Origin of the sequence: Nocardia brasiliensis IFM 10847, from assembly GCF_000710915.1 — a bacterium.
Lineage (GTDB): Bacteria > Actinomycetota > Actinomycetes > Mycobacteriales > Mycobacteriaceae > Nocardia > Nocardia brasiliensis_A.
This window is the reverse complement of record NZ_BAUA01000174.1, coordinates 136,156-158,341: the sequence shown is the minus strand read 5'-3', so window position 1 is coordinate 158,341 and position 22,186 is coordinate 136,156. Positions and strand designations below refer to the sequence as shown.

Here is a 22,186-nt window from a genome sequence, read left to right as displayed (position 1 = left end):
GGGGTNNTCCGGGNNNNTACGNNNGCGCGACCGAGCAGGACGTGATCGATGCCGATGATCGGGCCCCACTGTTTGTCGTCGGGGAAGGTCAGCAACAGACCCGCACCGGCTTGGTCGGCGGCGGATTCGAATCGTCCGTGCAGGAGTGCGCGGTAGGCGGCGTGATCACGGGTGGCGTTGAAGTCCGCGCCGACGATCGCCGGTCCTTGCTGCGCGTCGAGAATGTCGCGGACGCGTCGCATCTCGGCCAGCCAGTCGGCGAAGTTCATCGGCGGCGGGATCGGATGGAACGCGAAGACCGTGATGGGCCCGCGCTGCGGATGCTCCATCGTCGCGGAGACCTGGTTGAGGATGAAGCCGCCGTATTTCTTGGTGTCGCGCAACGGGTATCGGCTGTAGATGCCGGTACCGCCACCACCGTCGGCGGTCGGCTCGAGGTAGCGGTGCGGCAGTGCGGCGTCGAGTCCCGCCGCGGCCAGGCGGTCTACCGCGCCGTTCGTCAGCTCGTTCACGGTCAGCACGTCGACGCGGTTGTCCAGGACGGCACGCACCACGGCGTCCGCGTCGGCACCACCGAACAACAGGTTCGACTGCATCACGTTCACCTCGGGACCGGTGGCGGCGCGACTCTGCGGGACGAACGTCGGCACCGCCGTCCACAGCACCACCCCCACCAGCACCGCGGCCACGCCCGCGCTGCGCCAACCACGGACGATCAGGAAACACACCAGCCCGACCACCGCCCCGACCATCAGATACGTGGCCCCCGACGCCAACAGCGCCAACGGCCGCTGCCGCCAAGCCACGAAGTGCAGCACCAGCCCGGCGAGCCCCGCCGCGGCAGCGCACCACCCCACCCCGAGTACGAAACGCTCCACCCATCCACGCATACCCCGACCCTAAGCCCCCGTTGTGGAGCAACCGCGTCCTACCTGTGCAGCACTTGTGTGCATTCCGCCGGCGGGCGGCAACAGACGCACCCCTTCTGCGTCGAGACCCGGTGTGTCACGCGGCAAGTCGGGTGCGAGAAAACAGAACTGGTGCGGCAGCCCGGCAGCCCGGGTGGCCCGGCAGCCCGGGTGGCCCGGCAGCCCGGGTGGCCCGGCAGCCCGGTGGCCCGGCAGCCCGGTGGCCCGGTGGCCCGGTGGCCCGGTGGCCCGGTGGCCCGGTGGCCCGGTGGCCCGGTGGCCCGGTGGCCCGGTGGCCCGGTGGCCCGGTGGCCCGGAGATGCTGAGCACACCGTCAATCGGTCCGCCACCCGCCCAGGCGCGGAATCTCGCGGCCTCCGGTCAGGAAGCAACGCCGCGCGATGCGCTGTGCACGCGCGGTGGCCTACTGACCGAACACGCGCTCCACCACCGCTTTCGCCCGGCGGGTGATCCGCATGTAGTGGTCGAGGAATTCGCTGCCGTCGTCGTTGGGCCAGCCTGCCACTCTGGCGACGGCGGATAGTAGGCGTCCCGGGCCGGGGAGTTGATCGGTCGGCTTGCCGCGCACCAGGACCAGGGCGTTGCGCGCCTTCGTCGCGGTGAGCCAGGCGTCCCGGAGCAGTTCGACGTCGGCGGTGTCGAGCAGCTTGGTCTGCTCGATCACGTCGAGCGATTCCAGCGTGGACGTGTTGTGCAGGCCGAGCACGTCGTGGGCGTAGCGCAGCTGCATCAACTGCACGGTCCACTCGATGTCGGCGAGACCGCCGCGGCCGAGTTTGGTGTGCGTGGCCGGGTTCGCGCCGCGCGGCAGTCGTTCGGCGTCGACACGGGCCTTGATCCGCCGGATCTCGCGCACCGCCTCGGTGGAGACCCCGCCCTCCGGGTAGCGCACCTTGTCGATGATGTGCAGGAAACGCAGTCCGAGTTGCTGATCGCCCGCGACCTGGTGCGCCCGCAGCAGCGCCTGCACCTCCCACGGCTGGGCCCACTGCTGGTAGTACGCGGCATAGGCGGCCAGGGTGCGCACCAGCGCACCGTTGCGGCCCTCGGGGCGCAGTCCGGCGTCCACGTGCAGCGGCGGGTCGGTGCTGGGCGCGCCGAGCAGGCGCTGCACCTTGTCGGCGACGCTGATCGCCCACTTCACGGCCTTGGTCTCGTCCTCGCCGGGCCGCGGATCGCAGACGAACAGGACGTCCGCGTCGGACCCGTACCCGAGTTCCATGCCGCCGAGCCTGCCCATCCCGATCACCGCGAAATCGGCGGGCGCGGGCGTGCCCAGTTCCGCCTCGCTGGCCCGGATCACCGCCGCGAGTGCGGCTTCGAGCACCGCGACCCACACCGAGGACAGCGCCCGGCACACCTGTTGCACGTCGAGCATGCCGAGCAGGTCGGCCGAGGCGATCCGCGCCAGTTCGTGTCTGCGCAGCGAACGTGCTGCCGCCACAGCGCGTTTCGGGTCGTCATAGCGGGACGCGGCGGTCATGATGCCGCGCGCGACGTCTTCGGGTTGCGGGCTGAGCAGCAGCGGCCCGCCCGGCCCGTCGGCGTACATGCGGATCGTGTCCGGCGCGTTGATCAGCAGGTCCGGCAGGTATTCCGAGGAGCCGAGCACGATCATCAGCCGCTGCGCGATCGCGCCCTCGTCGCGCAGTTCGCGCAGGAACCAGATCTGGTCGTCGAGCCCCTCCGACACCCGCCGGTAGGCGAGCAGGCCCGCGTCGGGATTCGGTGTCTCACCGAGCCATTCGAGCAAGGTCGGCAGCAGCAGCGCCTGGATGCGGCCCTTGCGCGAAACCCCGCCGGTGAGCGCCTTCAGGTGCCCGAGTGCGTGTTCGGGCGCCTGATAGCCCAGCGCGGCCAGCTGCCGGATGGCGGCGTCGGGGCTGAGCCGCAGCGCGTCGGGGTCCATCTTGACCACCGATTCGAGCAGCGGACGATAGAACAGTTTGGCGTGTAACCGTCTGACCCGCACCGCGTTTCGGCGGATCTCGGTGCCGAGCACGCCGACCGCGTCCTGCCTGCCGTCGGGCCGGATGTGCGCGGCGCGCGCCAGCCAGCGCATACCTTCCTCGTCGTCGGCGGCGGGCAGCGTATGCGTGCGCCGCAACCGCTGCAGCTGCAGCCGATGTTCGAGCAGCCGCAGGAACTCGTAGGACGCGGTGAGATTGGCGGCGTCGTCCCGGCCGACGTATCCGCCGGCGGCCAGCGCGGTCAACGCCTCGACGGTGCCCTGCACGTGCAGCGACTCGTCCACCCGCCCGTGCACCAATTGCAGGAGCTGGACCGCGAATTCGACGTCGCGCAGACTGCCGTGCCCGAGTTTGAGCTCGCGTTCGCGCAGATCGGCGGGCACCAGATCCTCCACCCGCCGGCGCATGGCCTGCACGTCGGCGACGAAGTCGGGACGCTCCGAGGCGTTCCACACCATCGGCATCAGCGCGGCCCGGTACTGCTCGCCGAGTTCCAGGTCGCCGGTCATCGGCCGGTTCTTCAACAGCGCCTGGAACTCCCAGGTGCGCGCCCAGCGTTTGTAGTAGGCCAGATGCGAATCGAGCGTGCGCACCAGCGCGCCCGCCTTGCCCTCGGGCCGCAGCGCCGCGTCGACCTCGAAGTAGGCCGCGCTCGCGACGCTCATCATCTCGGCGGCCAGCCGGGTGGCGGTGGCGTCGGCCGGTTCGGCGACGAAGACCACGTCGACATCGCTGACGTAGTTCAGTTCCCGGGCGCCGCTCTTGCCCATAGCGATCACGGCGAGCCGCACCGGCACCGGACCGTCCTTGCAGACCCGCGCGACCGCGACCGACAGCGCGGCGGTGAGCGCGGCATCGGCCAGGTCCGTGAGGTGCCTGCCGACCACCTGATACGGCAGCACCGGCTCGTTCTCCACGGTCGCGGCGAGGTCGAGCGCCGCGAGCAACATGAGCTGGTCCCGGTATCGCTTGCGCAGCAACGCCACAACCTCGGGCCCGTGCTCCCCCGCCCGGAAAATCATCGGGCCCGCGTTGGGGCCCGTTTCCGGCACCGCGTCGACCACATCGAGCAGATCCGCCAGCAGCTCCTCGCGGGCGGGCAAAGCCTTGCGCCGCAGGATCTCCCAGGCCGCCGGATCGGCGACGAGATGATCGGCGAACGCGCTGGACGCGCCGATCAGCGCGAACAACCTGCCGCGCAGCGCGGTTTCCGACCGGATCGCCGAATCCAGTGCCGCCCAGTCGGTTCCGAGCTGCTCGTACAGCTTCAGCAGGGTGTTCAGCGCGAGGTCGGCGTCGGGCGCGCGCGACAGCGCCCACAGCACGGGGATACTTTCGACGTTGTCCCAGCCCAATTCGCGCAGCGTGGCAGCAGCGGACGGCTCGAGCAATCCGAGCCGACCGACACCGGGGACAGCGGAGCGGGCAGACGGTGGCCGGACCATAGCTCTCAAATTACAGGCTCGAAGCCAACAGCAGGCCACCGCGGAACCTATCTTCGGTACCAGAACGGCGCAGGTGCCCGCCCGGGTTCACAGTCCGAGGTATTCCTTCAGCTCGTACGGCGTCACCTGGCTGCGGTAGTCGGCCCACTCCCGGCGCTTGTTGCGCAGGAAGAAGTCGAAGACGTGCTCGCCGAGCGTCTCGGCGACCAGCTCGGAACGCTCCATCGCCTGCAGCGCCTCGTCCAGCGTGCCGGGCAGTTCCCGGAAGCCCATCGCGCGCCGCTCGGCCGCGGTCAGCGACCACACGTCGTCCTCGGCCTCCGGCGGCAGCGTGTAGCCCTTCTCGATGCCGCGCAAACCGGCCGCGAGCAGCACGGCGAAGGTCAGGTACGGGTTGCAGGCCGAATCGGGGCTGCGGATCTCGATGCGCCGCGAGGAGGACTTGTTCGGCGTGTACATCGGCACCCGGACCAGCGCGGAGCGGTTGGACCGGCCCCAGGACGCGGCGGTCGGCGCTTCACCGCCGTGGATGAGCCGCTTGTAGGAGTTCACCCACTGGTTGCTGATCGCGCTGATCTCCGGCGCGTGCTCGAGGATGCCCGCGATGAACGCCCGCGCGGTGCTGGACAGGTTGATCGGATCGTCCGGATCGTGGAAGGCGTTGGCCTCGCCCTCGAACAGGCTCATGTGCGTGTGCATCGCCGAGCCCGGGTACTGGGCGAACGGCTTGGGCATGAACGTCGCGCGCACGCCCTCGTCGATCGCCACCTCCTTGATCAGGTAGCGGAAGGTCATCACGTTGTCGGCCATGGACAGCGCGTCGGCGTAGCGCAGGTCGATCTCCTGCTGGCCGGGCGCGCCCTCGTGATGGCTGAACTCCACCGAGATGCCCATCGACTCGAGCGCGTCGATGGCGTGGCGGCGGAAGTTCGGCGCCGAATCGTGCACGGCCTGGTCGAAGAAGCCGCCGGAATCGGCCGGGATCGGCTGCGAACCGTCCTGCGGGCCGTTCTCCAGCAGGAAGAACTCGATCTCCGGGTGCACGTAGCAGCTGAACCCGACATCGCCGGCCTTGTTCAGCTGGCGGCGCAGCACGTGGCGCGGGTCGGCCCAGGACGGCGAACCGTCGGGCATCGTGATGTCACAGAACATGCGGGCCGAGTGCTGATGGCCCTTGCTCGTCGACCACGGCAGCACCTGGAACGTGGACGGATCCGGCCGCGCGACCATATCGGCCTCCGACACCCGGGCGAAGCCCTCGACGGCGGAACCGTCGAAGCCGATACCCTCCTCGAACGCGCCCTCCAGCTCGGCAGGAGCGATGGCGACGGACTTCAGGTAACCCAAGACGTCGGTGAACCAGAGACGTACGAAGCGGATATCCCGCTCTTCGAGCGTCCGCAGCACGAATTCCTTCTGGCGATCCATGTCCGCGAGCGTAAGCACCCGGCGTTAAATCCGTGTTACATACACGCTGAGTGTGCCGTCCTTGTTGCCGGAAAAAGATTTCCGCGGCCGCCGAGTCGCTCAGCAGGTGAGGCCGGGCGCCGGATCCTTCAGGTCGACGAGATAGTCGATCACCGCCTGATCCACGCACGACGAACCACCGGAGAGCGCGATGGTATGCCTGCTGCCCTGATAGGTCAGCAGCGACGCGCCCAGCTGGGACGCGAGGTCGACACCCGCCTGATACGGCGTCGCCGGGTCCTCGGTGGTCGACACCACCACGGTTTTCGGCAATCCGGTCACCGTGATCCGATGCGGCTCACTGGTGTTCGGCACCGGCCACACCGTGCACTGGTCCAGCGGCGCCGCGCCGGTGCCGCGGCCGTCGTCGAGGAACGGCGCGGCCTTGCGGTACTCGACGTCCTGCCTGCCGGTGACCTCGCGGTCGCTGATCCGCGGATCGTCCACGCAGCGAATGGCATTGAACGCGTCGGTGGTGTTGCTGTAGGTGCCGTCGTCGCGGCGGCCGTCGTACAGGTCGGCCAGTTGCAGCAGCGTGTCACCGCGGCCGTCGCGCAGTTCGGACAGCCCGAGCGTGAGCACCGACCACAGGTCGGTCGTATAGAGCGCTTGCCGCACCCCGGTGAGCGCGTCGCTGTAGCTGAGGCCGCGCGGATCGGTGGTCGGCGCCGATTTGTCCCACAGCGGATCCACCAGCGCCCGGAACCGCGGCACCGCCTGCGCCTTGTCGGTGCCGAGCGGGCAGTCCGCCTTGCTCACGCAGTCCGCGGCGTAGGCGTCGAACACCTTCTGGAAACCGGCCGCCTGGCGCAGCGATTCCTGCACCGGGTCCTGCGAGGAGTCGATCGCGCCGTCCAGCACCAGCGCGCGCACCCGATCCGGGAACTTCTCCGCATACGCCGAACCGATCTTGGTGCCGTACGAGTAGCCCAGGTAGCTGAGCTTCGGGTCGCCCAGGGCGGCGCGCATCACGTCGAGGTCCTGCACCACCTCGCGGGTGCCGACGTGCGCCAGGAACTCCTTGCCGGTCCGGGCGGTACAGCGGTCCGCGTACTGCCGGTTCTCGTCCTCGGCCGCGGCGATCCCCGCCGGGGTGTTGTCCTTCTGCGCCTCGGCCCGTTCCGCGTCCTGCTCCTGCGCGGTCTCGCAGACGATGGACGGCGTCGACGAGCCCACCCCGCGCGGATCGAAGCCGACCCGGTCGAACCGCTGCGCCAGCGGCGTCTTGTTGCCGAGCCCCGACATGGTCAGCCCCGACTCCCCCGGCCCACCGGGATTCATCAGCAGCGAGCCGATCTTCTTGCCGGAGGCCTTGATTCGCGACACGGCGATCTGCGCGGTCGCCCCGTCCGGGGCGGCGTAGTCGATCGGCACGGTGATCTTCGCGCACTCCGCGCTCGGCGCGAACCGGTCTTCCGCCGAACCGAACCCGGCGCAACTGCCCCACTGCACGGTCTGGTGATAGAACTTGCCCAATTCGGCGGGCACGTCGGGCATCGGACCCGTCGGATGCCCCGCGGTCGTACACCCCGCCGCCACCAACCCCAGCACCGCCACGATCAGCGCACCGCGCCCACTCCGCACCAAAGCCATCCTCTGATACTGGCAGCTGCGCGCCAGCGAGTGCGACACACCCGGTGGCGAACCGCGTAACCGCAGCTTCCATCGCTCGTCTCAGTGGGTGCAACCACCGAATCTCAGCTGCGAGCGCGGCGATAAAGCTGGCTATGGTTAAGCGGTGAGAATCGGTGCGGCCTTGACCGAAGTGCTACGTCGGCTCGAACGCCGATTGGGGCGCTCCAGCCAGGGGCACGAGTCGAATACGGGCACGGCCATTTCCGGCACTATGAGTGACGCCGCAGCCACCGCGCGAGACGACTCGAGAAAATTCGAACGCGACGACCACGATATCGCGCGAAGATTGCACGCCGTCTCGGACCAGAGCTTCCTTGAGCAATGGCGACCGCCGCACGCGACGTGGCTGCGGTCCGCGCCGGATCCAAACACCCTCACCCGAGCGAAGGCATTGGTCGACGAGAAGATGCGTCAGCGGTTCGGTAACCAGGAGCCCACGCCAATCGAACTCGAAACCATGTACCAGGAAAACATCTCGTTGCTGGAGCAGTACGTTCATGTCGACAGAGCAATCGACCGGATGGCCGATCAACTGGGACGGCCCGGCGACGAAGTGCGGGTGCAGATGCGCAACGAGTTGCGTGAATTGGTGCAGGACAAGCCAGTCGCGATCCGGATTCACGCCGATTCGCTCAGCAGGGTACTGGAAGAGCGGCAGTATCGATCCCGTCGGCGCCCTGGCGGGGAACGCGACCTCGCGGAGCGCGAATGGTTCGGCACTGAACCCGTTTACGGCTTCATCGCTATCGAAGGTATTCGCCCCACGGGTTTCCACCCCGGTGAGACCATCGGGATCGACGGCTTGGGCGAATGGGGTCGCGAGCAGATAGTTCTGAAGCCCGAAATTCGACTACGGACCACCTTCACAGTCGGTGACTCGATCACTCTGAAACACGGCACGGTGCCATCGCCGCTGACAGATCCTCGCGAGTGGTCATACGGGGTCAACTCGTACAACCGAGGGCTGGCCGGTCTCGACCGTAACTATTTCGGGCAGCCGTTTCGATCCCACAGTTTCGTCGAGGCACAGATCCATGGCGGCGTGACACTCGACGACATCGACTACATAGTCCTGCACACATATCCGGACAACCAGCTGGCGGCGGCACTCGAACAATCCGGCGTCGAGTGGCAGGTGCTGAACAACGACACAATTGCCGAACACGGTAGCCGGACCGAGCGGGCGATGGCGCTGGCCCGCGCCGAAGAAGATCTGCGATTGCTGCAGCAGAGCTCGCACCGCGACGACCCAGACCACCAACTGATCGAGCAACATGTTCGGCGCGACCTTCAGGTACTCCGGAACAGCTTGCCGGACTGAAACGGGGCCGGTGGCAGTCGGCAACGTGCCTCGCCATGTGTTGGCGAGTACTCCCGCGACCTTGTGATGTGACCAATTGCATCGGGCCGAAGCCTTAAGCGGGGCCGGTCACAGCTGGCACACTGAAGCTGTCAGACGAACCCGGGGACCCGGATGGGCCCCGAGGAGACAGCGACGAAAGGGACGATGATGTCCGTATCCGATTCGGAAACCCCTGCCTACGGTGCGGCGCCCAGCCAGCCGAAGAAGGCCGTGCGTAAAACCCGGGTGCATCATCTGCAGCAGATGAAGGCCGACGGCGAGCGCTGGTCCATGCTCACCGCCTACGACTACTCCTCGGCGCGACTGTTCGAGGAAGCCGGCATTCCCGTGCTGCTCGTCGGCGACTCCGCGGCCAACGTCGTCTACGGCTACGACACCACGGTGCCGATCACCGTGGACGAACTGCTCCCGCTGGTCCGCGGCGTGGTGCGCGGCGCACCGCACGCGCTGGTGGTGGCCGATCTGCCGTTCGGCACCTACGAGTCCTCGCCGCAGCAGGCCCTGGCCACCGCGACCCGGTTCATGAAGGAGGGCCAGGCGCACGCGGTGAAGTTCGAGGGCGGCGAGCGCGTCGCCGAGCAGATCGCGCTGATCACCTCGGCGGGCATCCCGGTCATGGCGCATATCGGGTTCACCCCGCAGAGCGTCAACACCCTCGGCGGCTTCCGCGTGCAGGGCCGCGGCGACGGCGCCGAACAGCTCATCGCCGACGCCATCGCGGTGCAGGAGGCGGGCGCGTTCGCGGTCGTCATGGAGATGGTGCCCGCCGAACTGGCCGCGCAGGTCACCGGCAAGCTGACCATCCCGACCGTCGGCATCGGCGCCGGCGCGGACACCGACGCCCAGGTGCTGGTCTGGCAGGACATGGCGGGCTACACCAGCGGCAAGACCGCCAAGTTCGTCAAACGATTCGGCGATATCGGCGACCAATTGCGGACCGCGGCAGCGAATTACGCGGACGAGGTGCGCCGGGGCACCTTCCCCGGTCCCGAGCACAGCTTCTAGCTCGCTCGAAACGAACAGCGCAGTGTCGATGACCGGCCGAGTGGTGCAGGCGCCCGCCGCACTGCTCGGACAGTCGATCGAGCCCGTTGACCGATTGGGCGTTCAGCGTCCTCGCCGAGCACGGGCTCACCGTCACGGGCGCGCCGGTGGAAACCCGGCGGCGCGCTTGGTCGCTGGTCGTGCGCATCCCCACCAGCGCGGGCCCGATGTGGGCGAAAGCCAATGCCCGCGCCTTCGCGCACGAGGGCCACCTGTTGGAGCTGCTGGCCCGACTATGTCCGGGCAGCGCGCTGGAACCCGTTGCGGTGCAACAGGATCGCGGCTGGTTACTCAGCAGGCACGGCGGTGACGTCGCCCCGGACACCGCCGCCGAATGGACCGAGCTGGTCCGGGCCTACGCCGAACTACAGCAGTCGCTCACCACGCACATCGATGAGCTACGCGCCACCGGGACGCCGTATCTGCCGCCCGCCCGGCTGGTCACCGTCTACCAGCACTACGAGCCGCGCATCCCCGGCCTCGGGGACCGGATCGCGGCGGCCGCCGCGGAACTGGGCGACTACAACCGGCTCAGCATCGAACACAACGACGTCCACCCCGGCAACGCGTTCGCCGGCACCGGACTGCTCTTCGACTGGGCCGATGCGGTGATCACCCATCCGTTCCTGTCGCACCGGATCCTGCGCACCACGCACCGCGCCGAATACTTCGCGCACTGGCGGCGCGGCGGTCCCATCTCGCGCACCGAGATCGCCCTCGCCGAGCGGCTCGCCCCGCTGATCGCACTGCACCCCTGGCGCACCATCGACGTCTCCGCCCCACCGTTCGCCCGCACGGTCGAAGCCCTGCTGGACGAGTTGCGCACCAGCTTCCGGTGAACGCGGTCCGGGCCCTGCCGGCGAATCAATGGCAGACTCGAGGCGGACATTGCCGACAACAGCAGAGGTATTTGATGCGCAGCCGTTGGATCTCACGCAGCACGCTGCTGCTGGCAGGCGTTTTCGCCGCCGCAGCACTGACCGCCTGCGGAACCGAGTCGAACCCGGCCCCTACCGGGAGTTCGGGTTCGACGACGGGATCCGCGACGGCGACCAGCAAGCCGAGCAGCACCGCCCCGAAGCCGGGCACCCCGGAGATCTCCGACGCCGCCGCCGTCCAGCTGTGCGACATGATCCGCCCGGAGCTGTCGAACTGGCGCGTGCAGGGCCCGACGCTCGGCCGGATCGGCCTCAACGCGATGGTGCACGAGTGGGCGCTGCGCAACGGCGGCATCAACGGCGCGGTGCTGGCCGACAAGCCGGTGATCGACCGGATCACCACCAAGAGCTGCCCCGACGTGCACAAGCAAGCGATCGAGGCGCTGGAGCTGACCGATCTGGCCTCCGGGCTGGCGTTCTGATGGCGGGCACCACGCTGCGCACGCTGTACCCCGAGATCGAGCCGTACGACACCGGGCTGCTCGACGTCGGCGACGGCCAGGCGGTCTATTGGGAGGTCAGCGGCAACCCCGACGGCAAACCGGTGGTGTTCCTGCACGGCGGGCCCGGCGGCGGCACCTCGCCGTATCAGCGGCAGTTCTTCGACCCGGCGGCCTACCGGATCGTGCTGCTCGATCAACGCGGTTGCGGACAGTCCACCCCGCACCTCGCCGACAACGCGGACCTGGCGACCAACACCACCCAGCATCTGATCGCCGACCTGGAGGCGCTGCGTACACATCTCGACATCGACCGCTGGCAGGTGTTCGGCGGCTCGTGGGGTTCGACGCTCGCGCTGGCCTACGCCCAGACGCACCCGGAGCGAGTCACCGAACTGGTGTTGCGCGGCATATTCCTGTTGCGCCGCAAGGAAATCGACTGGTACTACAACGGTGCGGCGGGCTACGTGTACCCCGACGAGTGGGAGAAGTTCCTCGCGCCGGTGCCCGAGGCCGAACGCGGCGAAGACCTCGTCGCGGTCTATCACCGGCTGCTGCACTCCCCGGACGAACAGGTCGCGCTCGCGGCCGCGATCGCCTGGTCCACCTGGGAGGGTGCGACGAGTGCGCTACTGCCGCAACCGGATCGGGTCGCCGAAACCGCCGAGCCGCGGTTCGCGTTGGCGTTCGCCCGAATCGAGAACCACTACTTCCAGCACCGCGGGTTCCTCGAAGAGGGCCAGCTACTCCGTGACGCCGGTACCATTTCCCATATCCCGACGGTCATCGTGCAGGGGCGCCACGACATCGTCTGCCCCGCGGTGAGCGCGTGGGATCTGCACAAGGCGCTGCCGAACTCGGAGCTGCACATCGTGGACGACGCGGGCCACGCGGCGAACGAACCAGGCATCACGCACCACCTGGTCGAAGCCACCGACCGATTCGCGAAGGCGGGGTAACCCATGACGGCCACAGCCGGTAACGCGATCATCGCGGCACTACGCGACGATGTCGACCGGCTGCTGGCCGCCGAACCCGACGTGCGGGCCGACGCCCCCGATTCGGTGCACCAGATGCGGGTCGCGACCCGTCGGCTGCGCAGCGTATTGCGGTCCTACCGCAGCCTTTTCGAGCGATCCCTGGCCGCCTCGATGGGCGAGGAGCTCAAGTGGCTGGCCGGTGTTCTCGGCGTGGCCCGCGACGCCGAGGTGCGCGGTGAGCGTTTCGCGACCCTGCTGACCAAACACGCTCAGCAGGGCGAACATTCGGAGACCGAGCTGGCGCCGGTGACGGCCAGGCTGGTCACCGCCCAGCAGGAGCGCTACGCCGCCGCGCACGCCGATGTCCTGCTCGCGCTGGCGAGCCCGCGCTACCGTGACCTGCGCGATGAACTCACGCATTGGCGCACCGAACCACCGTTGCGAGCGCGGCGCGCCGAAGTGTCGGCCGCCGAGTTCTTCGGTGTTGTGCTGCAACGTGATCGCGAGCGGGTCGAACGGTTGATCCAGCTCGAGCCCACCGTGACGGCGGACGAGCGGGTCGAACTGCTGCACGATATCCGCAAGAGCGCCAAGCGTTTACGCTACTCCTGCGAGGCCGCCGAGCAGGTGCTCGCCGCCGCGGCGACCGGCCTCGGCGCTCGCGCCAAACGGCTGCAGACCGTCCTGGGCGACCACCGCGACGCCGTCGAATCCCAGCACGCGCTCTACGGCATCGCCGCCGACGCCGGCGCCGCGGGCGAAGACCCGGCCCTGTACCGCATCCTCGCCGGCGCCGAAGACACCGCCGCCCGCCAGGCCTTGAGCCGCTACCCCGAAGCCGCTACCGCTCTGACCGCCAACGGCGAATAGCGCGTTCCAACCCTGCGCGCGCTGCCCGGCAAGCCGTACCGCCCGCATCTCGTCACCCCGCACCGCATACACCTGCCGCATCCGCCTCGCCGCAGAGTCAGGCGCACTCACGGCGTTCAACGGACGGCGCGACGCCGGGTTCAGGGCGTGTAGGCGAAGGCTATCTTGCGGGTGGTGGGGTCGGCGGCGGTCAGGCGGACGCGCACCTGTTCGCCTTCCGGTGGCTCGCCGGTACACGGCCCGAGCACAGGCGGGTCGGCGATGAAGATCTCGGCGGCGCGGTTGCCGTTGGCTTCACGCACCACGACCGCGTCGAACTCCGCGCCCGCGCGTTCGGCGAGCAGCGTCGCCTCCGTGAGGTCGATACAGGCGCGTTCGACCTTGTTCGCGATCGCGTCGCTGCGGCGCATGGTGTCCGCGGTGTCGGCGAGACCGTCGGTAACCCACTGCGGCACTTCGGTTCCCGCGCAGCGAGCCAGGCAGATCTCGGTGGCGTAGCGGTCGACCAGCCTGCGCAGCGGCGCGGTGACATGTGTGTACGGCGCGTGCATCGCGCTGTGCTGCAACGTTTCCGGGGCTGCCCCGGTCGTATCGCCGTTCACCACGGTGTAGGACGCGCCGCGCAGCAGACTGGTCGCCTCCGACATCAGCACCAGCGCGGCCGGGGTGTTCGGATCCAGTCCGGCGAGCATCTGCCCTACCGGCTGCGCTTCGGGCCATGCGACGCCCAGCGCGGCCGCGGTCCGGCGCATGGACGCGATCGCCGAATCGGCGGGCGGCGGCATGGTGCGCAACAGTGCGGGGGCGGCCGCGTCGAGCATGATGCGGGCCGCGCACATCCCGGTGAGCAGCGAGACCTGCTCGTTCCAGTCGTCGGCGGCGGTGCGCGGTTCCACGATCAGTCGCCAGTGCCCCGGCGAGCGGTCGTCGCGGACGATGCTCTGCGCGGGTAGCCGCAAGCCGATCGCGCCGCGAGCCAGTCCCGCCGCGATGCGCCGCTTGCCGAACTCCGGCAGGGCTGCGATCGAGGGGTGCAGGCGGCCTGCGTCGGCGTCGGCCTGAACGCCCGCGTAGTCGAGCCTGGCGCGCGAGCACACCAGCGCGCGTTGCACCGAAAACCGTTGCGGTTCGGCGTTTTCGTCGAGTTCGATGGTCCACAGCGCGGCCGGGCGCCGCTGCTGCGGCAGCAGGCTGGCGGCGCCTTCGGACAGCACCGGCGGATGCAGCGGCACCGTGCCGTCGGGCAGATAGAAGGTTTGTCCCCTGGCGCCGGACTCTTTGGCGAGCACGCCGTCGGGATCGATCACGGCGCCCACGTCGGCGATGGCGTAGTGCAGCAGGAAGCCGGTGCCGGTGCGCTCCAGGTGCAGGGCCTGGTCCAGATCCATGGCGCCCGGTGGGTCGATCGTCACGAACGGGATGTCGGTGCGATCGTTCCGGTCGCCCGCGAACGCGTCGGACGCGTCGCGGGCTTCCGCGGTGGCCTCGGCGGGGTACGCCGAGGCCAAACCGAATTCGGAACGGATGGCGCCGAAGTCGACCGGCGCCGAGACGATCCGCTGATGCAATTCCACGCTGGGTGTGCCAGTCCTACTGCAACGCCAGCATGGTGCCGTTCAACGAATCGAGCGGCCCGTACACGGTGAAGGTGACATGTCCGCCCGGGACCGCCGCCGACACCGCGGCGGCCGCGTCCAGCGCCTGACCGAAGGAAGGCGCCGAAGGATGGGGCAGACCGGCGAGGGTCTGCCCGAAACGGTTCTGGGCGACCCAGACCGTGTCGGCCGGGCTGAGGTCGACCTGCACCCCGCCAGGCAGCGGCGTCACCGCTACGGCACCGGCGGAACCGGCCCCCAGCATGGCGAAAACCGAAGCAGCACCGGCGATCAACGCGCCGGCGACCAGTGAGCGAACAATCCGCATATGAGTTGAGACCTGCTTTCCCGCATTCGAAGTGTGAAGGGAACGTCGCGGCCCGGCAAACGGGCCAAGCCGACGGCCCCTACTTTATGACGTCGATCACGGTCCGGCTAGTTACTCGCGCATCGGCATGGCGGCCCGGCATGGCAGGCAGGCCGCCGACGTGGCTGCTAACGTTGCCCGCCGTAGCGTGGCTCACATTCGGCCCGCACATTCTGAAATGTCCTGTACGTCGACAATTGGGAGTTCCGTAGCTATGTCATCGATCTTGTTCGACTACCTGGCCCCGCTGATCGGCGCGGACCAGGCAGCCTATTGGGCCCAGGTCTTCGTCGTCTCCCCGGTCTGAGGCGACAAACCTTCTGCCACAACATGTCGCCTCCCGTTCACCGGACGGGAGGCGACTTTGGTTCCGGCCCGCTAGCATCGCGCTCCGTGATCAGAACTACCGCCGCTCTCGCGGCCAGCGCGACCCTCTTTGCCCTGCTGCTCACCGGCTGCGGGGACGACAAGGCCACCACCGATGCCGCCTCCTCTTCCACCACCGCGCAGTCGAGCGGCGACACCCAGGTCGTCGACAACGTGAAGGCGGGCGCGTTCGTCGTCAGCTTCCGCGGTGCGTTCCCGAAACTCGCCGAGGGCAAGGACGACGCGAAGATCTCCACCGTGCTGAGTGACACCTGCAAGGACATCAAGGCGGGCAAGTCCGAGGACGAGGTCGTCAAGAACATCATCAAGCGGGCCTCCGGCAAGACCGAGGCGACCACCGAGGAGTCGAAGGCCATCTATCAGATGGCCAAGATGATGTGCTGAGCCGCGCTGTTTCGATTACCGATGCGGGATACCCGGCGGCGCCCGAAAAGCGGCCGCCGTACCCGTATCGGTATACGCCCGCGGCATCACGTCTAGGTGGCGATTTGTTTGGGGGGCGGCGGGTTGTCGGGGGGATTCAGTTCTTGCGGTTGGTCGGTGGTGGGGAGTTCGGGTTGCTGGGTGGCGGGGGCCGCGGTGGGCGGGGTGCTGCGCTCGAGGAAGCGCAGCAGTTCCACGGGGAAGGGCAGAACTAAGGTCGAATTCTTCTCGGCCGCAACCTGAACCACGGTTTCGAGCAGGCGCAGCTGCAGCGAGGCGGGCGATTGCGACATCTGCTCGCCCGCCTGCGCCAACATCTGCGAGGCTTGTAGCTCGCCCTCCGCGGAGATGACGCGGGCCCGGCGTTCGCGTTCGGCCTCGGCCTGCCGGGACATCGAGCGCTTCAGCGCATCCGGCAGTGCGACATCCTTGATCTCCACCCGATCGATGTGCACACCCCAGCCCAGCGCCGGGCTGTCGATCATGATCTCCAGGCCCTTGTTCAGTTCTTCGCGGTTGGACAGCAGACTGTCCAGGTCGCTCTTGCCGATGATCGAACGCAGCGAGGTCTGCGCCACCTGGCCGACGGCGAACAGATAGTTCTGCACCTCCACCACCGCCAGCACCGGATCGAACACCCGGAAGTACACCACCGCGTCCACCCGGACCGTCACGTTGTCCCGAGTGATGCCGTCCTGCGCGGGAATCGGCAGGGTGACGATCTGCGTCGACACCTTCTGCATCCGGTCCACGAACGGAATCAGCAAGCGCAGCCCGGGATCTCGCGTCGCGATCACCCGGCCGAACCGGAAGACCAATCCCTTCTCGTACTGCGCGACCACCCGGGCGCTCGTGGCGGTGGCGATCGCGCCCGCCACCGCGCCCAAGCCGAAGATGCTGCCGACGATCGTCAGGAAATCCATGGCCCGCCCACCTGAATCGCGTCCGCAGACAGCAGAGGCGGGTGCCTGGACGCTGCGGCCCCGCAGCTGCTTCCATCATGACACCGAACCCGGCGGGCACGCAGACTATTTCAGAGTCAGCCGCTTCAACGCCGTGCCGCCCTCGAGCGCCTTGTCTCCGTTGAACAGCGACGCGAAAACCCGCACGCTCTGGTCGGATTCGGGGGTGAACGGTTCGGCATCAGCCACCTTCGTCGCGGTGGCCCGCTGCGTCTGCGGCGTGCCGTCGCAGGTGGCCGCGGACTTCGCGCCGAGCGTCTGCTCGCCCTCCGCACGGCGGATGAACACCTGCAGTGTCACCGGAGCATCGACGGGCTCGCACAGGTAGGTCACCGACACCAGCACGTCCCCACCGGTGCGTTCGGCGCCGGTGACATCGACTTTGTTCGGCGGCGCGGTGGCAGGCGTCGGGGCGGCGACGGCCGGGCCGAGGCAGGCCACGGTGGCCACGGCCGCCGCGGCGGCGAGGACGCTCATCCGGCGCGACATGCTCTGAACGTTGATGGCAAATCTCCTAGCGATCGATCTCGCGGCCGCGCCGAATCGGGCACACCGCACAAAACGCGACCGACAATACTGGTATCGCGCGCGTCCTGACCGATCCAATCAGCTGGCTACGGAATGGATCTCACCCGTTCACGTGGCGTTCGCCCGGGGACCGCCGGCACGGGCGGATCCGGCCCGAGCGGGCGGACGAGTTGGCCTGTAAGCCGGATCCTGTCCCCGGTTCGCACCGGGGGGCGACCATCCATCTGGACACACCGTCGCCGGGTGTCTCGAGCGGTCCACCCGCAGGCTCGGGCGAGCAGCCCTCGAACACCTGCGCAGCCGCACCGCGAGCGATGCGACCTTCGACCTTGCTCCGGGCGGGGTTTACCTAGCCGCCCCGGTCACCCGGGGCGCTGGTGCGCTCTTACCGCACCGTTTCACCCTCACCGCACGACCCCGAAAGGCCGTGGGCGGTCTGTTCTCTGTGGCACTGTCCCGCGGGTCACCCCGGGTTGCCGTTAGCAACCGCCCTGCTCTGTGGAGTCCGGACTTTCCTCGACTCCGGGCGGCGGCACTGCTGTACCCGTTCCCGATGCCGCGGTCGCCCGGCCAACTCGTCCGCGCTGCCAGAGTACTCGGCATGGCAGACTCCGCCAGGGTGCGGGGGCCGCGGACGCAGTACGGTGGTGTGCCATGGAACGTGTCGAGGTCGGCTTCCCGTCCGGAAGCGAGCAGTGTGCCGCCTGGCTCTACCGCCCGGACGGCGCGCCCAAGCCCCGCCCGCTCGTTGTCATGGGACACGGCCTGGGGGCGAACCGCGAGATGGGGCTCGATCGGTACGCGCGACGCTTCGCCGCCGCGGGCATGGCCGTCCTCGTGTTCGATTACCGCAACTTCGGTGCGAGCCAGGGCGAACCGCGCCAGCTCATCCGGATCGGCAAGCAGCGCGACGACTGGCGCGCCGCCATCGCGTTCGCGCGCACCATCCGCGGCATCGACGCGACCCGAATCGCCCTGTGGGGCACCTCGTTCAGTGCCGGTCACGTGCTGGCGGTGGCCCCCGAGGACGACTACCTGGCCGCGGTGGTGGTGCAGGTGCCGTTCACCAGCGGCTGGTCCAGCGCGCTGGCGAAGGGCCCGATCAGCCTGACCAAGGTGACCGCCATCGCCGCCACCGACCTGCTCATCGGCCCGCTGCGGCGCAAGCCCATCGGCATCCGATTAGCCGGCCGCAAGCGTTCCGCCGCGCTGATGAGCGCGACCGACGTGCCGGAGGGCAACGGCAGGCTGGCCGAGGAGAGCGAGCACTACAAGCCGAAAGTAGCTGCCCGCATCGCCTTTTCGGCGATGTTCGACAAGCCCGGCCGGCGCGCCAAGGCACTGAAGATGCCGGTGCTGTACGCCCTCGCCGACAACGATTCGATCACCCCGGTCAAGCCCGCGCTGCGCGCCGCCGAACGGACCAAGCACGCGGTCGTGAAGCGTTACCCGGTGGGGCATTTCGACATCTACTTCGATGACACCTTCGAGAAGGCGGTGTACGACCAGACCGAGTTCTTGGTGTCGGTGCTGCGGCCGTGATACGCACGAAGGTGCCGTATCGTGGATACGCGGCCGTTGCCGCGAACTGTCCTCGACGATGGCCCCGATGCGCCGCGAAGCATCCATTCCCATGAATTCTGTTCTCTGCCACGGGAAGGCTCTTCCCGCCCACCGATGACGGCCGCGCGGGTGAAATCCCGCCCGGAATTGCGCAGGCAACGCAGGCCGCGCGCGCACGGCTGCTGGAATCATCTGCTCATCGCGCCGCTGTGGCCCAAGCACGGCGTCAACCTGGGCACCCTCCTGCGCACCTGCGACGCGGTCGGGGCCTGCCTCGCCGTACCGCGCAAACCGTGGGTGCCCGATGCCCTCGCCCACGGCAACACGCTGCGAAAACATCAGTGCGTGCACTGGATCGACGGCCGGGTCGAGCGCTGGCTCGCCCGTCAGCGCGCCGGCGGCTCCGCCATCGTCGGCGTCGAACTCACCGACGAATCGATCCGGCTCGCCGATCTCCCGACCGCCCGGCGGCGCACCGTCATCGTCCTCGGACACGAATCCACCGGCATCCCGCCGGAGGGGCTCGAGTTGCTCGACGTGGCCGTCGAGATCCCGATGATCGGCACCGGGCACAGTCTCAATGTCGCCGTGGCCGGGTCGCTGGTCCTCTACAAACTCGCCGGGCTCTGCTGAGGCGAGGCGAGGAGTTCGCGGATCAGCGTTGCCGCCCACCACTTTTCGACGCGTTCCGGCGGCCAGCCGCGTTCGGCGGTGAGCTCGGTGTAGACGTCGATGTTGCAGAGGGCCGCATAGATGTCGAGCGCGGTCGCGAGGTCTAGGGTGGGGTGCAGGGTGCCCGGCGGCCACGAGCCGAGAACCTGGCGGTGGGCGTCGTCGGCCCGGCCGCGCGCGTCCCGATACGCCTGTGCCAGTTCGGGTTCCGTGCGTCCGGCGTCGCGCAGCAGGATGATGACATCGCCCGCGCGCTCGAACAGCCTGCGGTCGTAGGCCGTCATCGCCGTGAGCTGACCGGCCGGATCGGCGGCCTCCAATTCGGTGAGCAGGTGCGGCAGGTCCGCCGAGAGGTCGGCGGCATCGGCCAGCGCCATGGTCAGCCCGGTCTTGTTGCCGTAGGCGGCGTAGACCGTCGGCACCGAAACGCCCGCCTCGCTCGCCACGTCGCGCACGGTCGTCGCCGCCCAGCCGTTGGCCAGGAACAGGGCCCGGGCGGCGCGGGCGATCTCCGCGCTCGTCTGCTGCGCCTGGGCGATCCGCCGCAACGAGTCATAGCGGCGGCGTGCCTGTTCTTCCGCCATAGGGTTCCCCTTTCGGTTTATGATGCTTATATTCAATATATGACAACTAAAACATGGCCGGGTGGCGCCTGGCCGTTCACCCGGTTCGGCGGCCTCGGCGCCATCGGCTTCGCCGCGCTCATTGTCGGTGCCAACCTCGTTCTCGAACCCGCGGGCATGCCCGTCGTCGGCGCGGACATCGAGGAGGTGAACACCTTCTTCACCACCGAATCCGGTGCAGTCGGGCTCTCGTCGAGTGTCACCCCCGCCGCCTGGTGCTGCGTGATCGTGTTCGGCGCCGCCGCGGTCGCGACCATCTGGCCGCGCGAACGGTCCGCCGGTTCGGCCTGGTCGCTCGTCGGTTTCGCCGGGCTGCTGCTGCAAACCGCCGCGTTCGTCGGCGTGGTCGCCATCCGCCTCGCCCTCAGCGCCACCACCGAGCGCTCCGGCACCGCCGCACTGTGGGCGCTGCACAACGCACTGTTCGTGCTGAACGGCGTGTTCCTCACCGTCGCCCTGCTCGGCCTGTCGCTCGGCGGTCGCCGGGCCGGGCTGATCCGCCGCTGGCACGCCACCGTCGGATTACTTGCCGCCGCAGGGCTCTTCGTCTCCGCGACGCTCACTCCCGTGGTCATCGACCATGCCGGTCCGCTTGCCCTGATCAGCTTGATCAGCTGGTTGCTGTGGGTCGTGTGGTTGGTCACCTACGGTGTCACGCTCCTCCGTCTCACACCTGCCAACCAGCCGGCACCCGTGTGAACGACGCCGGAGCAGCCCGCGCAGCGACGCGGTGCGCGCCGCCGTCAGCCCTGCGACGCCGCCGCCGATCACCACGGGGTCGGCCTCGGCCTCCCACTCGAACGACTGCCCGACCACTGTTGCGCGGGCAGGGGTCGGCGTCGTTCACCACCGGCATCGCGGCGATCCGGGCCGGTCGGGCGGCGTAGATTACAGGAAAGCAGCATTGCGTGGAATCGAGGTTCGTATGCTCTCCGATCCTTTGCTTCTGGAAGCCCGCCGCGCACATCTCCTCGACCAGATTCGTGAACTGCGCAGCAGGGTGAACCAATTGGCCGACGACTACGGCGCACTACAAACCGCGGGGCTGTTGATCGCCGCCGAGGGCGTCGGAGCGCACACCACAGCCGCCTCTTGCGTCGCCGGTGCACGAGGGGTTTTCGACGAGGCCGCGCTCGAGCTCGCGGCGGCCGTGGATGCGCTCGACCGCGCCGGAACCTACACCACCCGGCTGCGGCCGGTCACGCTCGACTGAGCACCGTTCTGTCGGCACCGGACACTAGAGTCCTCGCCCATGCATGCCGCGACTGCTGCCATCGCCGAGATCGTAGGCGGGATCACCCCTTTCGATCCGGTGGAGAAGGAACACATCGACGAGACGCTGACGTGGTTGGCGTCCACCGATGACGTGTTCCGCCGGGTGAAGCCGGACATTCCGCCGCGACACTTGGTCAGCTACGTCGTCCTGGTCGACCCGGACGCTCGCGCCGTCCTGCTCGGGCGCCACCGCCTCGCGGGCCTGTGGTTGCCGACCGGCGGACACGTCGATCCCGGCGAACACCCGTTGGCGACCGCCCGCCGCGAGACGACGGAAGAGCTGGGCATCACCGCCGAGTTCACCGTCGCCGGTACCGCTCCCCTGTTCCTCACCCGCACCACCACCGTCGGTACGCACGCAGGCCACGAGGACGTCAGCCTCTGGTACGTCATCCGCGGCCGGCGCAGCGACACGTACGCCCTCGAGCCCCGTGAGTTCAGCGACCAGAGCTGGTGGGACATCGACGGATTCGCGCTGTCCGACACCGACCCGCACCTCCCCCGCTTCCTCGCCAAGCTCCAGCACGCGCTGCGCTGAACCGGCAGGCGCGGGCGGAGTCGCCCGCTGCCCCGCACCCTTCGAGGGTCCACAGACCTTGCTTGCGGTTCACAGGGCATATAACCCCTGTGAACCGTGGAGAAGGTCTGTGAGTGCGAACCAATCTGTCGCTTGGTCCACAGCTGCTGCGCGCGAGGTCAGCTGTGCACGC

The 22,186-nt window shown here is 68.7% G+C and carries 21 protein-coding genes and 1 other RNA gene; 12 read left to right on the top strand and 10 right to left on the bottom strand.

Annotated elements, in window-relative coordinates; all coding sequences use genetic code 11:
* The 4 genes from NBRGI_RS50110 to NBRGI_RS34160 all read right to left on the bottom strand — a co-directional run.
* The coding region (locus tag NBRGI_RS50110; protein ID WP_441921155.1) for an endonuclease/exonuclease/phosphatase family protein at positions 1-596 on the bottom strand (596 nt) is incomplete at its 3' end.
* 736 nt (positions 597-1,332) lie between these two features.
* A complete protein-coding gene (locus NBRGI_RS34170; protein ID WP_029901306.1) occupies positions 1,333-4,344 on the bottom strand; it encodes a bifunctional [glutamine synthetase] adenylyltransferase/[glutamine synthetase]-adenylyl-L-tyrosine phosphorylase in 3,012 nt (1,003 codons plus the stop codon).
* A gap of 87 nt (positions 4,345-4,431) precedes the next feature.
* Positions 4,432-5,772 carry a glutamine synthetase family protein gene (locus NBRGI_RS34165; protein WP_029901305.1) on the bottom strand — a complete coding sequence of 447 codons (1,341 nt, stop codon included), beginning with the start codon at positions 5,770-5,772 and terminating at the stop codon, positions 4,432-4,434.
* A gap of 99 nt (positions 5,773-5,871) precedes the next feature.
* The gene (locus tag NBRGI_RS34160) at positions 5,872-7,404 is read right to left on the bottom strand and encodes an alpha/beta hydrolase (protein WP_029901304.1); all 1,533 of its coding nucleotides are present in this window, start codon (positions 7,402-7,404) and stop codon (positions 5,872-5,874) included.
* Positions 7,405-7,549: 145 nt separating this feature from the next.
* Here NBRGI_RS34160 and NBRGI_RS34155 point away from each other — a divergent pair, with 145 nt between their 5' ends.
* The 6 genes from NBRGI_RS34155 to NBRGI_RS34130 all read left to right on the top strand — a co-directional run bounded on the left by NBRGI_RS34155 (position 7,550) and on the right by NBRGI_RS34130 (position 13,081).
* Positions 7,550-8,767: a hypothetical protein gene (locus NBRGI_RS34155; RefSeq protein ID WP_148311057.1), complete on the top strand. Its 1,218-nt coding sequence runs from the start codon at positions 7,550-7,552 to the stop codon at positions 8,765-8,767.
* 189 nt (positions 8,768-8,956) lie between these two features.
* Positions 8,957-9,814: a 3-methyl-2-oxobutanoate hydroxymethyltransferase gene (gene panB, locus NBRGI_RS34150; RefSeq protein ID WP_029901302.1), complete on the top strand. Its 858-nt coding sequence runs from the start codon at positions 8,957-8,959 to the stop codon at positions 9,812-9,814.
* An 86-nt stretch (positions 9,815-9,900) separates the two neighbouring features.
* Positions 9,901-10,692, top strand: coding sequence for a hypothetical protein (locus tag NBRGI_RS34145; protein WP_029901301.1), 792 nt, complete (start codon positions 9,901-9,903; stop codon positions 10,690-10,692).
* Between the two features lie 74 nt (positions 10,693-10,766).
* Positions 10,767-11,213 carry a hypothetical protein gene (locus tag NBRGI_RS34140; protein WP_029901300.1) on the top strand — a complete coding sequence of 149 codons (447 nt, stop codon included), beginning with the start codon at positions 10,767-10,769 and terminating at the stop codon, positions 11,211-11,213.
* Positions 11,213-12,190, top strand: coding sequence for a prolyl aminopeptidase (gene pip, locus NBRGI_RS34135; protein WP_029901299.1), 978 nt, complete (start codon positions 11,213-11,215; stop codon positions 12,188-12,190). The genes NBRGI_RS34140 and pip overlap by 1 nt, the downstream gene beginning before the upstream one ends.
* 3 nt (positions 12,191-12,193) lie before the next feature.
* The gene (locus NBRGI_RS34130; RefSeq protein ID WP_029901298.1) at positions 12,194-13,081 is read left to right on the top strand and encodes a CHAD domain-containing protein; all 888 of its coding nucleotides are present in this window, start codon (positions 12,194-12,196) and stop codon (positions 13,079-13,081) included.
* A gap of 140 nt (positions 13,082-13,221) precedes the next feature.
* Here NBRGI_RS34130 and NBRGI_RS34125 read toward each other — a convergent pair whose 3' ends face one another.
* Both NBRGI_RS34125 and NBRGI_RS34120 read right to left on the bottom strand, forming a co-directional pair.
* On the bottom strand, positions 13,222-14,655 hold the full coding sequence (locus NBRGI_RS34125) for an RNB domain-containing ribonuclease (protein WP_029901297.1): 1,434 nt from the start codon (positions 14,653-14,655) through the stop codon (positions 13,222-13,224).
* 16 nt (positions 14,656-14,671) lie between these two features.
* Positions 14,672-15,004 carry a hypothetical protein gene (locus NBRGI_RS34120; protein ID WP_029901296.1) on the bottom strand — a complete coding sequence of 111 codons (333 nt, stop codon included), beginning with the start codon at positions 15,002-15,004 and terminating at the stop codon, positions 14,672-14,674.
* Between the two features lie 432 nt (positions 15,005-15,436).
* Here NBRGI_RS34120 and NBRGI_RS34110 point away from each other — a divergent pair, with 432 nt between their 5' ends.
* Positions 15,437-15,814, top strand: a complete 378-nt coding sequence (locus tag NBRGI_RS34110; protein WP_029901295.1) for a hypothetical protein — start codon at positions 15,437-15,439, stop codon at positions 15,812-15,814.
* 92 nt (positions 15,815-15,906) lie between these two features.
* On the opposite strand, the gene NBRGI_RS34105 is transcribed toward NBRGI_RS34110, so the two are convergent.
* From NBRGI_RS34105 to rnpB, 3 genes are all read right to left on the bottom strand, one after another.
* Positions 15,907-16,776 carry a slipin family protein gene (locus tag NBRGI_RS34105; protein WP_029901294.1) on the bottom strand — a complete coding sequence of 290 codons (870 nt, stop codon included), beginning with the start codon at positions 16,774-16,776 and terminating at the stop codon, positions 15,907-15,909.
* Positions 16,777-16,881: 105 nt separating this feature from the next.
* A complete protein-coding gene (locus NBRGI_RS34100; protein WP_029901293.1) occupies positions 16,882-17,304 on the bottom strand; it encodes a hypothetical protein in 423 nt (140 codons plus the stop codon).
* Between the two features lie 201 nt (positions 17,305-17,505).
* Positions 17,506-17,921, bottom strand: an RNA gene (rnpB, locus tag NBRGI_RS45660) — RNase P RNA component class A.
* Positions 17,922-17,997: 76 nt separating this feature from the next.
* Between rnpB and NBRGI_RS34095 the strand changes: the two genes are divergently transcribed.
* The gene (locus NBRGI_RS34095) at positions 17,998-18,885 is read left to right on the top strand and encodes an alpha/beta hydrolase (protein ID WP_014983032.1); all 888 of its coding nucleotides are present in this window, start codon (positions 17,998-18,000) and stop codon (positions 18,883-18,885) included.
* Positions 18,886-19,020: 135 nt separating this feature from the next.
* On the top strand, positions 19,021-19,539 hold the full coding sequence (locus NBRGI_RS34090) for a TrmH family RNA methyltransferase (protein ID WP_029901292.1): 519 nt from the start codon (positions 19,021-19,023) through the stop codon (positions 19,537-19,539).
* On the opposite strand, the gene NBRGI_RS34085 is transcribed toward NBRGI_RS34090, so the two are convergent.
* Complete coding sequence (locus tag NBRGI_RS34085; RefSeq protein WP_029901291.1) at positions 19,515-20,162, bottom strand: TetR/AcrR family transcriptional regulator; 648 nt, start codon at positions 20,160-20,162, stop codon at positions 19,515-19,517. The genes NBRGI_RS34090 and NBRGI_RS34085 overlap by 25 nt on opposite strands.
* Before the next feature lie 39 nt (positions 20,163-20,201).
* Here NBRGI_RS34085 and NBRGI_RS44530 point away from each other — a divergent pair, with 39 nt between their 5' ends.
* Genes NBRGI_RS44530 through NBRGI_RS34070 form a run of 3 tightly spaced genes read left to right on the top strand, consistent with a single transcriptional unit; the run spans position 20,202 to position 22,014 of the window.
* The gene (locus NBRGI_RS44530; RefSeq protein ID WP_036561885.1) at positions 20,202-20,900 is read left to right on the top strand and encodes a hypothetical protein; all 699 of its coding nucleotides are present in this window, start codon (positions 20,202-20,204) and stop codon (positions 20,898-20,900) included.
* Between the two features lie 31 nt (positions 20,901-20,931).
* A complete protein-coding gene (locus NBRGI_RS49365) occupies positions 20,932-21,414 on the top strand; it encodes a hypothetical protein (protein ID WP_235211191.1) in 483 nt (160 codons plus the stop codon).
* Between the two features lie 39 nt (positions 21,415-21,453).
* Positions 21,454-22,014, top strand: coding sequence for an NUDIX hydrolase (locus tag NBRGI_RS34070; RefSeq protein WP_029901288.1), 561 nt, complete (start codon positions 21,454-21,456; stop codon positions 22,012-22,014).
* The last annotated feature ends 172 nt before the right edge of the window (positions 22,015-22,186 follow it).

Excerpts from the sequence above, each read along its gene's own strand:
- NBRGI_RS34170 (WP_029901306.1), bottom strand. The coding sequence starts at position 4,344 with ATGGTCCGGCCACCGTCTGCCCGCTCCGCTGTCCCCGGTGTCGGTCGG.
- NBRGI_RS34165 (WP_029901305.1), bottom strand. The coding sequence starts at position 5,772 with ATGGATCGCCAGAAGGAATTCGTGCTGCGGACGCTCGAAGAGCGGGAT.
- NBRGI_RS34160 (WP_029901304.1), bottom strand. The coding sequence starts at position 7,404 with ATGGCTTTGGTGCGGAGTGGGCGCGGTGCGCTGATCGTGGCGGTGCTG.
- panB (WP_029901302.1), top strand. The coding sequence starts at position 8,957 with ATGTCCGTATCCGATTCGGAAACCCCTGCCTACGGTGCGGCGCCCAGC.
- NBRGI_RS34140 (WP_029901300.1), top strand. The coding sequence starts at position 10,767 with ATGCGCAGCCGTTGGATCTCACGCAGCACGCTGCTGCTGGCAGGCGTT.
- pip (WP_029901299.1), top strand. The coding sequence starts at position 11,213 with ATGGCGGGCACCACGCTGCGCACGCTGTACCCCGAGATCGAGCCGTAC.
- NBRGI_RS34130 (WP_029901298.1), top strand. The coding sequence starts at position 12,194 with ATGACGGCCACAGCCGGTAACGCGATCATCGCGGCACTACGCGACGAT.
- NBRGI_RS34120 (WP_029901296.1), bottom strand. The coding sequence starts at position 15,004 with ATGCGGATTGTTCGCTCACTGGTCGCCGGCGCGTTGATCGCCGGTGCT.
- NBRGI_RS34105 (WP_029901294.1), bottom strand. The coding sequence starts at position 16,776 with ATGGATTTCCTGACGATCGTCGGCAGCATCTTCGGCTTGGGCGCGGTG.
- NBRGI_RS34100 (WP_029901293.1), bottom strand. The coding sequence starts at position 17,304 with ATGTCGCGCCGGATGAGCGTCCTCGCCGCCGCGGCGGCCGTGGCCACC.
- NBRGI_RS34095 (WP_014983032.1), top strand. The coding sequence starts at position 17,998 with ATGGAACGTGTCGAGGTCGGCTTCCCGTCCGGAAGCGAGCAGTGTGCC.
- NBRGI_RS34090 (WP_029901292.1), top strand. The coding sequence starts at position 19,021 with ATGACGGCCGCGCGGGTGAAATCCCGCCCGGAATTGCGCAGGCAACGC.
- NBRGI_RS34085 (WP_029901291.1), bottom strand. The coding sequence starts at position 20,162 with ATGGCGGAAGAACAGGCACGCCGCCGCTATGACTCGTTGCGGCGGATC.
- NBRGI_RS44530 (WP_036561885.1), top strand. The coding sequence starts at position 20,202 with ATGACAACTAAAACATGGCCGGGTGGCGCCTGGCCGTTCACCCGGTTC.
- NBRGI_RS34070 (WP_029901288.1), top strand. The coding sequence starts at position 21,454 with ATGCATGCCGCGACTGCTGCCATCGCCGAGATCGTAGGCGGGATCACC.